Genomic DNA, 15,195 nt, shown 5'->3' with positions numbered 1-15,195 from the left:
AATGATTGGTCGTCGTGTGAAAGAAATAAGAGTGAAGAAAAAACTGTCGCTTTCACAGCTTGCAGAACGTGCTGAAATTGCTAAGTCTTACTTAAGCAATATAGAACGTGATATTTGTATTAATCCAACAATTGATGTAGTTGAAAAATTGGCTAAGAGCCTTAAAGTGCACCCGGCTGTTCTTTTAAACTGGGAAATAAAAGAGCTGGGTTCTGAGAGCGTGGAGGATTCTTTCAGCTGTATAAAAAACCGGATTAATACTTTAGACAGCATACAGCTTAAAGAACTAAGAGATTCAATTGATGTTATCGTCTGGAAAAGAGAAAAAATTCCTTTAAGCGACTTAGGTAATTTAATATAAATGTGTTAGAAAAGGATGGTTTCAAGGCATTTTCGCCCTTTCAGAGAAGATCTATTTTAAGAAAAAGACATATTTTAGATGTTGATATTTTTTTAAAAACAGATAGAATATTAGAGGGATATAAAATTATTCTATCTGTGTAAATAAAAGTTTTTATATTCAATTATTTTACATATCAATTTTTGAAAGTAACCAACCGTATCGGTTGGTTTTTTGCATAAGTTGACTATTTTGTGAAAATTAGAATAAATGTACCGGTATAAAAAGGAATTTAGTGTATATCTAAAAATGTGAGAGCGTTTTGGTACTACTGGGAGGCTAGCACTTTGTCTATAAAGAAAAAAATATCTCTGTTTTTTACTTTGCTGGTATTGTGTATTTTACTAGCAAATAACACATTACATTACATTAGGTCTAAAAATAGATTAATAGAGTTTAATCAAAAAGAAATCACGCTTGTAACTGAAGAAATTGCGTACGAGGTAGAAAATTCTAAAAACAGCGCTTTATATATGGAAGATCGAATGGCACAGGAATTACGAACTGCTTCAATTGCCATACAACGTTCTCTGCCTTCTAAATATCAAGACATAAGTAATGAGCGGCTTAAAGAACTAGCGAAGCAGCTTAGGGTATCTCACATTACATTACTAGCTCCGGTAGGTGATGACATCATTGGTGTAAGGTCATCTGATTCTAAAGAAATTAATATGTCGACTAAAGAGTGGAGCTACTGGTATACGTCTTTTCAGGAGCTGCTTGCGAATAGACCGGTCACTACAAAGAAAGGGATGGCGCTGCCTAACTTTTGGAGCGGTCCAATCGAAGTAGCTTCTAGTAATCCAAAGCATGTTGATAAATGGGGTTATTATTATGATGGGTCCACTAATTATATTATTAACCCCTATTTTCGTGATAAGGATGTAATAAATATTGAAAAGCAGTTTGGCCCTACCAATGTTATGAATCGTTTCACGAAGAGTTTGGATGGTGTTCTTGAATTAACAGTATTTAATCCTACTAATTTTGGAAGACACAATCAAAGCGTTTATTTGAATGGAAATAGGTACGTTAAAATGAAAGATCAGCCAATTTGGTATGGAACATACACATATCAAAATACGAAGCGTGATAAAGCATTTATGAAAAAGGCATTAAAAACAGGAGAGTCGCAACGCTATCTTTCAGAAATTAATAAGAAACAAGTACTCAAAACATTCGTACCTATTAAGGAAGATAAATCTGCACCTTACGTAATAGGGGTTGTATATGATTACGGTTTAATTGAAACAGAGCTTCATCAAGAATTAGTAAAACACCTGCTTTTATCTCTCCCGTTTATTCTCCTCGTACTTATCGTCAGCATCATCTTCTCTACGTCCATTACACGGCCTATTAAAAATGTGATGGAGCACGTGAATCACATTGCGAAAGGGAATTTCGGTAAAATATTGGCTGTAAGAAGAAGGGATGAGCTGGGAGGGCTTATTGAAAATATTAATCATTTATCACATTTCTTAAAAACGTATTTGCATGACCTGAAAAGCAGTCAAGAAGAAAGTGAATTCCATGCATACCACGATTCTCTAACAGGGTTGCCAAATAGAAGGTATTTTAAGGAAGAACTCAACAGGCGTTTGATAGAATCCCAGCAAAAAGTAATCAAACATGTAGCCGTACTATTTATGGATATAGACCGATTTAAAGATATTAATGATACATTAGGGCATTCAAAAGGCGATCAGCTGATTCAGCTTGTAGCTAACAGAATTAAAGCCTGCCTTCCTCCCTATAACAGCTTTCTGACAAGGCAGGGAGGAGATGAGTTTGTGGTTCTATTCAGTGATTTTTCTCCTGTAGAGGTCGAGAAGTTTGCCCGAAAAATTATTTTAGATGTTCAACAGCCTTGCTATATCGAAGGTGATGAAATAGTTGTAAGTATAAGCAGCGGCTTAAGTTTTTATCCGGAACATTCTACAAATCTGGATACACTCATTACGTATGCCGATATGGCAATGTATGCTTCTAAAAGGCAAGGAGGCAACAAAGTCATGGTTTATCATGAGTTATTAAATGAAAAACAAACTGAAAAAATGCAGATTGAAAAGCGTTTGCGAAAAGCTATTCAGAAAGAGACTATTGAGGTCTACTACCAGCCGAAAGTGGATGCTAGACGTAATACTATAAAGGGAGTAGAAGCCCTTGTGCGTTGGCATGATGAAGAGCTTGGCTTTGTTTCTCCTGACGTATTTATTGATGTAGCCGAAGAAGCGGGCTTGATTCATTCCTTATGGGGAAATGTGATGAATATAGCTTGTGAACAGATTAGCAAGTGGAATAAAATGTTCAATCAAGAGTTAACATTGGCGGTGAATTTTTCACCTCGCCAATTTCAAGACTCGTCTTTATTAGTTCACGAGGTTAAAAATGTTCTCTCTTCCTATAAGCTTAACCCAGGAAGTTTCGAAATGGAAATTACTGAAAGTACTCTACTTATTAATACCCAAGAAACCATTAAAGCTTTACACGAACTAAAAGAATATGGTATATCAATTTCTATCGATGATTTTGGAACCGGATATTCTTCATTGAGCTATTTAAAAAAATTACCAATCGATTGTTTGAAGATCGACCGGTCTTTTATCCAGGATATTCAAGAAGATTACAGCAACAGTGAAATTGCGCAGGCGATTATCAGCTTATCTCAAAGCTTAAAGCTTGAAGTAATCGCAGAAGGTGTGGAAGAAGAATATCAAAAAGCGTTTTTAATGGAAAATGGCTGTGATCACATGCAGGGGTACTTGTTTAGCAAGCCTCTTGCTGCAAAAGATTTTGAAGCAGCGTTTTTAAATAGCTGAAGCAAAACCATCATTTAAAAATAAACTTACTAAGAAAAGGGAAGAGGACATAAAAAGATGGCACTTAGTACACAAAATTTAATTGCTCAAAAATTTTTAGAAACAGTAGGCACAAATTCAACTGAAATAGATAAAAAAATAGGTCAAGCTGACACGTTTATGAATGCGGTGAAAGAACTGATTGATTTATGCGGAGATAATCCGGAAAGAGACGGCCTTGAAGAGACGCCGTACCGCGTGTTAAAGGCATTTTTGGAATACACGGAAGGCTACCGAGAAGATCCGAAAGCTCATTTGGAAAAAACATTCGACGTGAATCACAATGAATTAGTGTTAATACGAGACATTGAATTTCACTCAATGTGTGAACATCACTTTGCGCCGTTCTTTGGCGTTGCGCACGTTGGATATATACCGGATAAAAAAATTACAGGTTTATCTAAAATCGCTCGTACGGTAGAAGGATACGCAAAGAGATTTCAAGTTCAAGAACGTCTAACAAATGAAATTGCAGATGCAATCGAAGAAGTGTTAGAGCCGAAAGGAGTTATGGTAATTATTGAAGCGAAGCATATGTGCATGTGCGGAAGAGGAATTAAAAAATCTTCAGCTTCTACAGCCACTTCATCGGTTCGGGGAACATTTATGGAAAAACCAGAGGTTCGAGGAGAATTTTTATCTCTTTTACAGCGACAAATGTAAAGAAACAACAAGCCATATAAGCTGAGAAGCAGAAGCGAGGTGAGCTGTATGCAACACGTTGACGTACTGATTATTGGCGGAGGGCCCGCTGGCATCTCTGCTGCCGTGTGGTGTAAAAGGCTAGGCGTTGAGTGCTTGCTTCTTGAAGAGCAGGCACAGTTAGGCGGACAGCTGTTTACGATTTATAATGAGATTATTGATTATCCCGGAATACAAGCGGAAAATGGAATTGAGATGCAGCGTAAAATGGTTCAGCATTTTATTGATATGGACTGCTTATATGAAGCGAATACAAAAGTAATTTCCATTGACGAACGTTCTAAAACAGTAAAAGTAAAGCAGCAAGAAACTGAAAAGGAAATTGGCTATACGTATCTTATTTTAGCAACGGGCTCTAGTCAGCGAAAGCTGGGAGTGCCGGGTGAACAGCAAATGATTGACCGAGGAGAAGTATATTCAGCTTCAGCAGACGGAGAAAGGTTAAAAGGTAAAAGGGTTGCTCTCATTGGCGGAGGAGACCGGGCGTTTGAAGGAGCACATCTTTTAGCATCAAAAGCAAAACAAGTATATTTGATTCATCGTTCTACGCATTTTAAAGCAAGAGAACAATACGTTGAAAAAGTTCTTTCCGACCCCGGTGTTAAAGTGATGACAGATACCGAAGTGACGGCTATCCACGGAAAGCATCACGTCACATCAATCGATTTAAAAAGTAAAAACGGTGAGTCCGAGAATTTATTAGTAGACGCAGTGCTGATCAGACTAGGCGTAGCGCCCAATGTTGAACTTATTAAAGAAAAAGTCACCACTACACAAAGCGGGCTCATCGTCATTAATGAAGTGCATCAAAGCAGCAACCCAGCTATTTATGCCATTGGAGACGCGTGCACGACTCCCTTGTTTTCTAGTATCAGCTCTTCAGCCGGGCAAGGAGCGATTGTAGCCAAGCATGTATCGAGCCTTTTGAAAAAGTCATAATATCAAAAAGCATCTATCAAATCGATAGATGCTTTTTTACGTAACATAATAAAAGAAACATAGAAGAAGTACGTTCACAGGCAGACAAATCGTTTGGAAAAAAGCAATGTAGTTTTGAGGCGCAGCGCTGATTCTTTTTACTAAAATACACTCGGTGATGAAATTAAAAAGAACAATGATAGAAGCGACTGTTATATACGTCCAGACGTTCTGCTGAAACAAGCGAGTAAAAAGAGGCGAGAAAAGAAGTAAAAAAGCAGCGGTTTGAAAGGAACCCCTAGAAAATAGATTATGTTTTTTAACACTTTGATTCACACTATCCCTCCTTTATATGTTTTATTTTACCAAATTTAAAAGACTTTAAAAACCTTTTCGGCTATCTTTACCTGAGATGTTCCTCATTTGGGGAAAGTAGGGTAAAATATATGTCAAATGTAACTTATTCTACTAGTATAGAAGAAATAGATAAAAGGAGGCAGCATGAGACCTTGCCAGATAAAAATACGGAGAAGGAGCAGTCGATCATGATCATGAAACATCTTGATCGTTTGAACACACAGCTTTTAAAAGAATACAGTGAAGGTATTTTTTTTATCAACTGTGAAGGGGATATCATGTTTAGCAACGAGGCAGCCTTCAGGCTAACAGGAAACGAACACAAACAAAAAAGCCAGCAGCTGACAGCTCTTATACATAAGTCGAAACAACAGCAGGCACAAGAGCTTTTTCAACGTGCTTTAAAAGGGGAAAAAGTTCATTTTTCAACGACAATCAATCATAAAACAAAAAAAGAACTTCATTTATATATTACGCTCATTCCTATTATCGTAAATGAGCAAGTAGCGGGTGTTTACGCCATATGCAGAGATGATTCAAAAGAGCAGGAGCGCTCCAATCACATTTCTCAATTAGAAACACATTTGAAAATGGAGCAAAAGCTTGCCAATGTGGGAAGCTGGTATTACGACGTGACGGAAGATAAAAGCTATTGGTCACCTCAGCTGTATAATATTTACGGATTAAATCCTGGTCAGCTCGTTACTCCTTCTTTTAAAGATGTTCTTCAATTTATTAAAGAATGTGACCAAAAAAGGTTAAAAAAAGCAGTTACAGAGGCACTTTTAACGGGAGAAAGCTATAAAATTGAATACGCGCTGATGCGGCCAAACGGTGAAGAACGTACGGTGTTTGAGCAAGCGGATGCAGTAGCAGATGAGCAAGGAAACGTCATACAGCTGATTGGCGTTGTTCATGATATTACCGAATCAAAAGTGATTACGAATGAATTAAAACAAAAAGAACAGCAGCTTCAAACGATTTATAACAATTTGGATGCTGGAATATGGTCCGTTGATGTGCAGCGCAATAAAATGATTGTATGTTCAAACGGTGTTAGCGGCATTTACGGAGAAGATGCGATTAAATTTTTAGAAGATAGAGATCTGTGGGAAAGCTTTGTTCACCCTGACGATAAACCAGCTGTGGAAAAAGCGCAGCATCAGCTGCAAAAAGGAAAAACAATTCGTCATCAGTATCGGATTTACACACAAACGGGAGAAATGAAGTGGGTAAAAGATCGATGCATTCCAACCCTTGATGAGAACGGTAAGCTGGTGCGCATAGACGGGATTATTGAAGATATCACCGCAGAAAAAAAGTACGTGGATCAAGTTGAATATCTGGCGACTCATGATCATGTGACAAACTTGCCGAATCGAAGAAAGTTTGAAAAGAAATTAAAAAATTTCATTCGGCAAATGAAAAAAGAAAGAGATTCATTAGCGGTCTTTTATCTAGGACTGAATCGCTTCAAGCATATTAATGACACATTAGGCCACGACGTAGGCGATCGCCTGCTGCAGCGTATTGCCAATCGGTTAAAAAAGTTTGTGACGCCAGATGTGATGCTAGCTAGAGTAGGAGAAGACGAGCTTGCGATTTGTTTTTTATCTCTTGCACATATAAATGAATGTCAAAAACTAGCCGCAGCTCTTTTTCAAGAAATCGAAAAAGAAATTACGATTGACGACTTTTCTCTGTACGTCACAGCCAGTATAGGAATCAGTATCTACCCGCATGACGGTGAAGATGTGAAAACCTTATTGACGAATGCCAACCTTGCTATGCGCCGTGCAAAAGAAATCGGACGAAGCGACTGGCAGCTGTATTCGCCGTTAATGGACAGCGAAACGTATAAAAGCTATCATCTGGAAAAAGGACTGCGCAACGCACTTCTTCAAAATGAGTTTTTTATTGAATACCAGCCAAAAGTTCATACAAACAGCAGAGAAATTGATAGTATCGAAGCGTTAATTCGCTGGAATCACCCGGAATGGGGGCGCGTATCACCAGAAGACTTTATTCCTTTAGCGGAAGAAACTCATTTAATTATTGAACTCGGCGACTGGGTAATTGATCATGTGTGCAATCAGCTGCAGCAGTGGAGAAATCAAGGATTACAAACCGTGCCCGTTTCGATTAACGTCTCGTCTAAACATTTGCTGAAACGAGGATTTGTAGAGCACGTTCAACAAACGCTAGCTCATTACAACATCGACCCTTCATTTATTGAATTTGAAGTAACGGAAAGCTCTATTATTCAGTATGAAGAACACGTAAAAAAAGTCATGGATGAATTAAAGAAAATTGGCGTAACGTTTGCTTTAGATGATTTTGGCACCGGCTTTTCTTCGTTATCACATTTAAAAGACTTTGAATTTAACACGCTTAAAATTGATAAAACGTTTATTCTACACGCGACCGATAAAGGAAAGCAGCAGGCGATTACAAAAAGCATTTTGTATTTAGCTCATGCTCTTAACATGAAAGTAATCGCAGAAGGCGTTGAAACAAAAGAGCAGCTCGCCTTTTTACAAAAGCATGAATGTTCCTTTATTCAAGGCTACATTGTGAGTCAGCCAGCTGCGCCTCAAAAAATCGCAAAATATTTAAAGAAACGATTTCTATAAAAAAGTGATGTCTCAACAGAGACATCACTTTTTTTACGCTTGAATAGGTTTTCGAAGCGTCCAAATTTGGTAAAACATATAAAGAGACTGATAGATGGTCAAATACGTCAGTAAGATCCATCCATTCATTAAGTACGGATAAATGGCTTGCTGTACAGAAGGACTCGTTAAGTAGTCACGAAAATAAATGCACAGTACAACAATCATTCCTGTAAACGCAAAGCCTGTTAAAATCCCTTGCCCTAATTTACTGCGCGTTTTCCCGTTTTCCGCGTTGTATTGATTCGCCCAGCCGTCTTTTTTATTAGCCGCAAGCCTTTCCATCCATACTTGACCAAACGTAATTAAGTTCACCCACAAATAAATTTCCGGACTAATCAAAAGACCGGCCAGTATCACATCAATCGGCCTGTGCATCGGCGTTTTGACAGCAAGCATAATATTTAACACAGAAGCTAACGCGATTGGAATGATCCAAAGCCACGACCAGTAAAATTGATCAGTTGCAAGCGCAGCCGATAACAATACAATAAACAGCAGGCGAATAAGTAAATCACATAGCGTTTTGATCTGTGAACGCCACAGCTTTCCTTTATGCTTGGTTCTAACGTCCAAGTTTCCGTTTGTCAGTAAATCAACGGTTCCCGACTTCCATTTATTACGCTGTTCACGGTACGTGTGATAGCTTCTCATCGAGTCTACAAAGCAGCGAGCGCCTGGACTGATTAACGTTTTCCAGTTGGATTTTTGCAGCTGCCACGTCAGCAGCATATCTTCAACGTCGCTGTCATTTTGCCAAGGACCGTCAAGCTTATTTTCTTCCACTATATTTTGAAGCGCTTCAGGGCGAAACAGGGTAGCCTGACCGCCAAGTACATACGTGCTTCCGCCGTGATACTGAAGATCTAACAGCCAGCTCGCCATATCCTGCTTTTGCTGATGCGTCCACCACCGGGCTATCGGTCCGCCGTACTCGCCGCTTGCAAGCTTTTCTTCGTAGTGCACATCATCTTTTGACAGCGAGCTTTTCTTTTTAGGCATTCTCATCGTATATTTTGCCATCACGCCGCCGATGTTTCGGGACGTCATTAAATCTTCCCATAAATTAATGAGTGCTTTTGGAGCCAAGCGGCTGTCTGCATCCATCCCTAAAATCGCTTTAATTGACTCTTTATACAGCTGCTGATATTTCGTCAGCGTCGTATTATATAAATCCAGTGTATCTCCATATATCTTTTTCCAAGCCGTATTTAACGCGCCGACTTTTCGTTGTTTATTGCCTTCAGTGACCAGTACTTTTACATTTAAATCAAATTCATCTCCGGCCAGCTCCGCTTTTTCTTTTGTGCGGTCCGTACAGTTATCTGCAATCACAAATACATCAAGCTCCACATTATTTGGAAGAAGCTGATCGCCTAATCCTGCCAAGCAGTCGCGAATTGATTTTTCTTCATTGTGCGCCGGAATGAATGCCACAATGCGCGGCCTCATATACGAAGCTCCAATACTTCCAGTAACGACACGCTGATTGTTCATGTTTTCCTTTACCCCCTGATATATCAGGAAACCCAGCTATCCTAGTCCTAAGGACCTTAGACCTGAGGTTTTGCGTCCCAGCCTTTCGACTGGTTTGCCTTTAACTGAACAAGTTAAGTTCACTACTCTTCGTTTCTTTTAAAGAACGAAATAACTAAAATGATACTATATAACGAATATCTTTTTTAGATTTTACCATAAAAATAGGTTGAATTACCCTAAAAAGAATTCGACAAATTTCGATAAGGAGTAAATTGTAAAATACAGATATAGCCTTATATCGGGTATTGGTTGTCTTCTTGTTTGAGCGAGCCAAAAAGTGAAAGGAAATAAAGAGAGTAATAGTTAAAATCTTGTTTTGTACGGTCCGGTGAATGGAGTGGGTAGAAGAAAAAGAATTGAAGTGAAAATGTGAGAGATGAACTCTGGAAAGCGATAAGTGAATAGGTAAGTGAATATGTAAATTACTTTATAATTGCATATAATAAATTTTCTCGGATGAATATGTTAAAAATTCTGACAAAAGTAAAGACAAAGAAAAGCCTATCGATTATAATGATAGAATAATGAATGATAGTCATTCATTATTCTTGTGATTATTTTCGGATTGAAGTTATATCAACCTATAAATGAATGATAGTCATTCATTTATAGGTATTAAAATTAGAAGGGGGTATTATATGAAAGTGATACTAGTTAAGCAGGTGAAACAAGATGAAAGGTAATCGAAATGCTACATTTGCTCGTACGTTAACGCTCCGATCACTTGTTATTTTAGGGCTTGCATATATGGCTCCAATGACGGTGTTTACTACATATGGAGTTGTGGCTCAAACTACGCATGGCATGGTTTCTATGGCGTATGCTTTTGCTCTGGCAGCCATGCTATTTACCGCATACACCTACGGGCATATGGCTAAAGAATATCCTTTATCAGGATCAGCTTATACGTATACTCAAAAATCTATAAGTCCTCACATAGGATTCCTGGTCGGCTGGTCTGTGCTTTTAGATTATCTTTTTTTACCAATGATTAATTTTTTGCTAGCGGGAACTTTTTTATCAGCTACGTTTCCGTCTATTCCATCGTCTCTTTGGATTCTACTTTTTATTGTTATTATTACTTGTATAAACGTGTTTGGTATTCAAATGACAGCAAAAGTGAACGGGATACTTGTACTTTTTCAATTTCTTATAACAACTCTATTTGTTATTTTATCCATTAAGAGAATGATAAAAGGAGAAAGTGATATTTTGTTCTTTTCTTCTTTGCATCTCTTTGACTCAAAGGATTCTTTTTCTTTTGTTCTTGCAGGAGCTTCAATTCTTTGTTTATCTTTTCTTGGGTTTGATGCTGTGACTACACTTTCTGAAGAAACAGTTGATCCAAAGAAAAATGTACCAAAGGCTATTTTTCTTGTCGCATTTATAGGTGGACTGCTTTTTATACTCGTTTCGTACATTACCCAGCTTGTTTATCCAAACTATGGCTCATTTAAAGTTGTAGATTCAGCTTCGTTTGAAATAGCAGCTTATATTGGAGGAACGCTCTTCTCATCCGTCTTTCTTGCCGGAATTATCACTTCAACGATTGCATCAGGAATTTCTTCACACGCCAGTGCTTCACGACTGCTTTATGCAATGGGCAGAGAATCAATGCTGCCTAAAAGACTGTTTGCCTATATACATCCCAAATATAAAACACCATCGCGAAACGTTATTTTTATTGGAGTACTCTCATTAAGTGCACTAGTAATGGACGTCGTTACAGCCGCTTCTTTTATCAATTTTGGTGCGTTGATTGCATTCACATTTGTAAATATTTCTGTTATTTTTCACTACTATATCCGCAGAAAACAAAGAGATTTTAAAGGCACATGCCGTTATTTAATCAGTCCCATTATTGGAGCGGTCTTTACAGTTTGGTTATGGACAAGCTTAGATATAAAATCTATTTCTTTAGGGAGTATTTGGGTTGTTATAGGCTTTATTTATCTATTATACAAGACGTCATTTTTTACAAAGGCCCCGCCGCAGTTTGCTTTTGATGAAAAAACAGAGCCAAACCAATTCAAAACGGAACATATATCTTGATAAAGTACGTCTGTAATTATCCGAAATTTCTAATATAAAGGAGAGATAAAAATGAAAGAAACAGTAAAAGTTGGTCTTATTCAAGTTAAATGTGAAGAAAATGTTGAAGCTAATATTAACTATACGCTCAAAAAAATTAAAGAAGCGGCGTCAAATGGAGCTCAAATTATTTGTCTACAAGAACTATTTAACGCTCAGTACTTCCCTCAAAGTGTTTCACCTGCAGGATATGAACTAGCTATACCAGCAGAGAGCTACGTATTAAAAGAAATGGCAGACCTTGCAGCAGAGCTGAAAGTTGTATTAATTGTTCCTTTTTATGAAAAAGCGGCTAGAGGCGTTTATTTTAATAGTGCAGCTGTATTCGATGCGGACGGAACTTGCTTAGGAATTACAAGAAAGAACCATATTCCTGATGGGCCGAACTATCATGAAAAATATTATTTTGTTCCAGGAAATACGGGGTACCCTGTATATGAAACAAAATACGGAACGATTGGAGTAGGAATTTGCTGGGATGAGTGGTTCCCAGAAGTAGCACGAATTTTATCGTTGCAAGGAGCGGATATTCTATTTTATCCTTCTGCTATCGGTTCAGAGCCTGATCATCCTGAACTATCAACTCGTCCTGCATGGGAAAAAGCTATTTCAGCACACGGGATTTCAAATGGTGTTTTTGTTGCTGCGGTGAACCGAGTAGGAACGGAAAAAGAGATGACATTTTACGGAGGTAGCTTTGTAAGCAATCCGATGGGAGAAATTCTACAGTCTTTAACGAATGAAGAAGGAATTTTGATTCAAGAAGTTGATTTAAAAGAAATTGACTCGGCCCGTAATCTGCTTCAGTTTATGCGTGACAGAAGACCAGATACTTATGAATTATTATTAAGAAAAGAAGCTTTCCGTACACCTTCAAACGTGTAAGTTTAACCCTTACTATAAAAAGAAAGGAACGAAACAATATGATATCTAAAACAAGCTGGATTTGGGATGAAAGGTTTCTGAACCATGATACTGGAAAAATTCAGTACATATTTGAAGGTGGAGAAGTAGTAGAGCCTTGTGACGAGTTTGAAAACAAGCATCGAATGATCGTGATCAAAGAAATGATTGAAAAAAGTGGTTTAGCACAGCACTTAGTTAGACAATCACCCTATGAAGCAACGGAGGAAGATTTACTTCGGGTCCATACTAAAGATCATATCCAGCGTGTTCGAAAAGCATGTAAAGCAGGAACAAGGGAAATTGGACCTGAAGCTTATGCGTCTTCTGAAACAGAAGGGATTGCGAGGCTATCCGCAGGTGCCGTTATGAAAGCAGTAGATACCGTAATGGAGAGTGAAACGATAAGTAAAGTCTATGCTCAAATACGTCCACCAGGACATCATGCGTCTTCAGACCAAGCGATGGGCTTTTGTTTTTATAACAATGTAGCTGTAGGTGCTGCTTATGCACTTGAACATTACGGGTTAAAAAAGGTTGTTATCTTGGATTGGGATGTTCATCATGGAAACGGAACGCAAGACATCTTTTATGAACGTGACGACGTACTTGTTATTTCCATTCATGAAGAAGATTATTTTCCATTGGAATCCGGCCAGGTACATGAAATCGGACAAGGAAAAGGGGAAGGATATAATATAAATATACCAGTGCCTCCCCTGACCGGAGATGAAGGTTATCAATATGTATTCGAATCTATCATCGCACCAGCTATTAGTCAATTTAAGCCGGAGCTTATCATAATATCAGCGGGGCAAGATGCAAATGCATTGGATCCTATTTCGCGTTTAATGGTCACAAGAGAAGGGTTTAGATATATGGCAAACAAGATTCGAGAATTAGCAGAAACACATTGTAAAGGAAGGCTCATTGTAGCACAAGAAGGAGGATATAACCTAGCATACCTTCCTATTGCAACCATGGGAGTTATTGAAGGCCTTACCGGTGTAAATGTGAACTGGAAAGATCCGCACGTTTTGCCGCAAAGAAATACACCACCTGCTTTATTCGAAGCGATAGATAACGTTATAAACTATCAGAAAAGGTTTTGGGAATTTGCTGAGAAGGAAAGTTTTTGTTAAGTAGAGCATATCTAAGCAATTAACCGCATTAATATGTTAGGAACAAATAAATGAAATCACATGACAAAAAAGAGTCTCCGTAAGGAGACTCTTTTAAAATACTAATTAACGTAATAATTGAAGTACGTTTTGTGGCTGTTGGTTAGCTTGACTTAACATAGCTTGAGAAGCTTGAGATAGAATTGAATTCTTTGTTTGCTCCATCATTTCTTTCGCCATCGTGCGAACATTTGCTTTCACAAATGACTAGACTATATCTTCACCCTCTTAAAAAAGTAGGGGTTGGGCACTTCGGATAAAAATAAGCGGAACAGAATATTTTTATCCTACAGATTTCATCGTCATAGCAGGCTGCCTTAGACGGTCTATCTTAGTCGTTGAACTTTCTCCAGAGTTTCCTCACAGGAGCTTAGCTGCTGATTGCCCAATCTTTTCTTTTTTCAAACCGTGACGCCTGTCGTTTCCAACTACGCTGTGGTAAGAAAAGCTCTCAGGGGTTTCCAGCAATTCACCCAATTATGCTCACTAGCCGTTACCAGCTAGGACGACTGTGCTTGTTGCTGCTTAGGCAGCTAAAGCATAATCTACATCACGGATGCGTGATTCCGCAGCTGTTAGGTTTTCAGATGATGTGCTTAGGTTGTTAACTCGGTGTTCTAGTCTGTTTTGTTTTGAACCTAAGTTGGAACGCTCATCCGAAACTTTTTTTAGAGCTGACTCAAGGTTAGTGATTGCAGTGTTAGCGTTATCTCGAGTAGTCAAGTCATCATTATTTATTCCTAAACCACTTGCACTCATGTCACCAATACTTAAACTCATTGTATCTCCATTATTTGCACCAGTTTGGAATGTAACAGAGCCATTACCCTCAACAACAATTGCTTCAGTATCAAGGCTAGCTGCTACAAAGCTACTGTCTGTTTGAATAGTTATATCAAACTTATCAATTTTTAATGTTTGTGCTCCATCTTTCATAGTTCCACCAGCAATTGTTTCACTGTTTCCATCACCATCTGTAATGGTAAAATCTGTTCCATCATCAGTAATTGTGTATGTTCCAGTAGCACCACTTCCAGAGATAGAAGTTACACCTGCAACTGCTAAAGCGGTTGAGGTTGATGGATCCGTACTTACAGCATTACCAAAAGTTCCGTCTAACAAAGTCATTTTATTGAATTTTGTTTGGGATGCAGTATCAGTGATTTCAGTTTTTAGTTGCTGAAATTCTGAATCTATTTGTTTTCGATCTTCGTTCGTATACGTATCCGAAGAAGCTTGAACTGCTAATTCGCGCATTCTTTGAACCATAGATTGTGTTTCTGTTAATGCTCCTTCTGCTGTTTGAATTAATGAAATTCCATCTTGAGCATTACGAGAAGCTTGATCCAATCCGCGAATCTGCCCGCGCATTTTCTCAGAAATTGCAAGACCAGCTGCATCATCAGCTGCACTGTTAATACGTAAGCCTGATGATAATTTCTCCATTGATTTGGCTTGAGCGTTGTTAGCGCTGTTAAGTTTTCCGTACGTGTTTAAAGCTGTAATGTTGTGATTAATTCTCATTTTCCTTACCTCCGTATAATGGTTTTACTTCTTGATTTACATCCTTGTAT

11 protein-coding genes, 1 pseudogene and 1 riboswitch are annotated in these 15,195 nt (G+C 38.2%); of the genes and pseudogenes, 8 read left to right on the top strand and 4 right to left on the bottom strand.

The annotated features are described in order from the left end of the window. Position 1 precedes the first annotated feature (1 nt). The 4 genes from ACWATA_RS18915 to ACWATA_RS18900 all read left to right on the top strand — a co-directional run bounded on the left by ACWATA_RS18915 (position 2) and on the right by ACWATA_RS18900 (position 4,899). A complete protein-coding gene (locus ACWATA_RS18915) occupies positions 2 to 361 on the top strand; it encodes a helix-turn-helix domain-containing protein (protein WP_432236111.1) in 360 nt (119 codons plus the stop codon). 326 nt (positions 362 to 687) lie between these two features. Next, positions 688 to 3,219 (top strand): bifunctional diguanylate cyclase/phosphodiesterase, encoded by a 2,532-nt coding sequence (locus ACWATA_RS18910; protein ID WP_473050092.1) that lies wholly within the window; start codon positions 688 to 690, stop codon positions 3,217 to 3,219. Between the two features lie 57 nt (positions 3,220 to 3,276). Then, positions 3,277 to 3,921, top strand: a complete 645-nt coding sequence (gene folE / locus ACWATA_RS18905) for a GTP cyclohydrolase I FolE (RefSeq protein ID WP_025749591.1) — start codon at positions 3,277 to 3,279, stop codon at positions 3,919 to 3,921. A gap of 48 nt (positions 3,922 to 3,969) precedes the next feature. After that, complete coding sequence (locus ACWATA_RS18900) at positions 3,970 to 4,899, top strand: NAD(P)/FAD-dependent oxidoreductase (protein ID WP_421544595.1); 930 nt, start codon at positions 3,970 to 3,972, stop codon at positions 4,897 to 4,899. A gap of 36 nt (positions 4,900 to 4,935) precedes the next feature. Here the strand turns inward: ACWATA_RS18900 and ACWATA_RS18895 are convergent, their stop codons facing one another. After that, on the bottom strand, positions 4,936 to 5,214 hold the full coding sequence (locus ACWATA_RS18895; RefSeq protein ID WP_050688358.1) for a hypothetical protein: 279 nt from the start codon (positions 5,212 to 5,214) through the stop codon (positions 4,936 to 4,938). A 110-nt stretch (positions 5,215 to 5,324) separates the two neighbouring features. Here ACWATA_RS18895 and ACWATA_RS18890 point away from each other — a divergent pair, with 110 nt between their 5' ends. Beyond that, a complete protein-coding gene (locus tag ACWATA_RS18890) occupies positions 5,325 to 7,868 on the top strand; it encodes a sensor domain-containing protein (protein WP_473050091.1) in 2,544 nt (847 codons plus the stop codon). Between the two features lie 33 nt (positions 7,869 to 7,901). Here the strand turns inward: ACWATA_RS18890 and ACWATA_RS18885 are convergent, their stop codons facing one another. Continuing rightward, entirely contained in the window at positions 7,902 to 9,404 is a 1,503-nt protein-coding gene (locus ACWATA_RS18885) for a glycosyltransferase family 2 protein (protein ID WP_050688356.1), read from the bottom strand. Between the two features lie 23 nt (positions 9,405 to 9,427). Beyond that, a riboswitch (cyclic di-GMP riboswitch) is annotated at positions 9,428 to 9,513 on the bottom strand. 605 nt (positions 9,514 to 10,118) lie between these two features. Here ACWATA_RS18885 and ACWATA_RS18880 point away from each other — a divergent pair. From ACWATA_RS18880 to ACWATA_RS18870, 3 genes are read left to right on the top strand one after another with little or no spacing between them, the layout of a single operon-like run. Then, entirely contained in the window at positions 10,119 to 11,498 is a 1,380-nt protein-coding gene (locus tag ACWATA_RS18880; protein WP_473050089.1) for an APC family permease, read from the top strand. Between the two features lie 51 nt (positions 11,499 to 11,549). Continuing rightward, the gene (locus tag ACWATA_RS18875; RefSeq protein ID WP_459374329.1) at positions 11,550 to 12,422 is read left to right on the top strand and encodes a carbon-nitrogen hydrolase; all 873 of its coding nucleotides are present in this window, start codon (positions 11,550 to 11,552) and stop codon (positions 12,420 to 12,422) included. A 38-nt stretch (positions 12,423 to 12,460) separates the two neighbouring features. Then, positions 12,461 to 13,582, top strand: a complete 1,122-nt coding sequence (locus tag ACWATA_RS18870; protein WP_473050088.1) for a class II histone deacetylase — start codon at positions 12,461 to 12,463, stop codon at positions 13,580 to 13,582. A gap of 105 nt (positions 13,583 to 13,687) precedes the next feature. Here ACWATA_RS18870 and ACWATA_RS18865 read toward each other — a convergent pair. Both ACWATA_RS18865 and ACWATA_RS18860 read right to left on the bottom strand, forming a co-directional pair. After that, a pseudogene (locus ACWATA_RS18865) lies at positions 13,688 to 13,801 on the bottom strand (flagellin); the annotation flags it as partial. Positions 13,802 to 14,146: 345 nt separating this feature from the next. Continuing rightward, positions 14,147 to 15,145, bottom strand: coding sequence for a flagellin N-terminal helical domain-containing protein (locus tag ACWATA_RS18860; protein ID WP_317851516.1), 999 nt, complete (start codon positions 15,143 to 15,145; stop codon positions 14,147 to 14,149). Positions 15,146 to 15,195 lie beyond the last annotated feature (50 nt).

This window comes from Priestia sp. USM5 (assembly GCF_058323215.1).
This window is presented reverse-complemented; position numbering and strand designations above follow the sequence as displayed.

Coding starts and splice junctions, on each gene's coding strand:
- ACWATA_RS18915 (WP_432236111.1), top strand. CDS start 2: ATGATTGGTCGTCGTGTGAAAGAAATAAGAGTGAAGAAAAAACTGTCG.
- folE (WP_025749591.1), top strand. CDS start 3,277: ATGGCACTTAGTACACAAAATTTAATTGCTCAAAAATTTTTAGAAACA.
- ACWATA_RS18900 (WP_421544595.1), top strand. CDS start 3,970: ATGCAACACGTTGACGTACTGATTATTGGCGGAGGGCCCGCTGGCATC.
- ACWATA_RS18890 (WP_473050091.1), top strand. CDS start 5,325: ATGTCAAATGTAACTTATTCTACTAGTATAGAAGAAATAGATAAAAGG.
- ACWATA_RS18885 (WP_050688356.1), bottom strand. CDS start 9,404: ATGAACAATCAGCGTGTCGTTACTGGAAGTATTGGAGCTTCGTATATG.
- ACWATA_RS18880 (WP_473050089.1), top strand. CDS start 10,119: ATGAAAGGTAATCGAAATGCTACATTTGCTCGTACGTTAACGCTCCGA.
- ACWATA_RS18875 (WP_459374329.1), top strand. CDS start 11,550: ATGAAAGAAACAGTAAAAGTTGGTCTTATTCAAGTTAAATGTGAAGAA.
- ACWATA_RS18870 (WP_473050088.1), top strand. CDS start 12,461: ATGATATCTAAAACAAGCTGGATTTGGGATGAAAGGTTTCTGAACCAT.
- ACWATA_RS18860 (WP_317851516.1), bottom strand. CDS start 15,145: ATGAGAATTAATCACAACATTACAGCTTTAAACACGTACGGAAAACTT.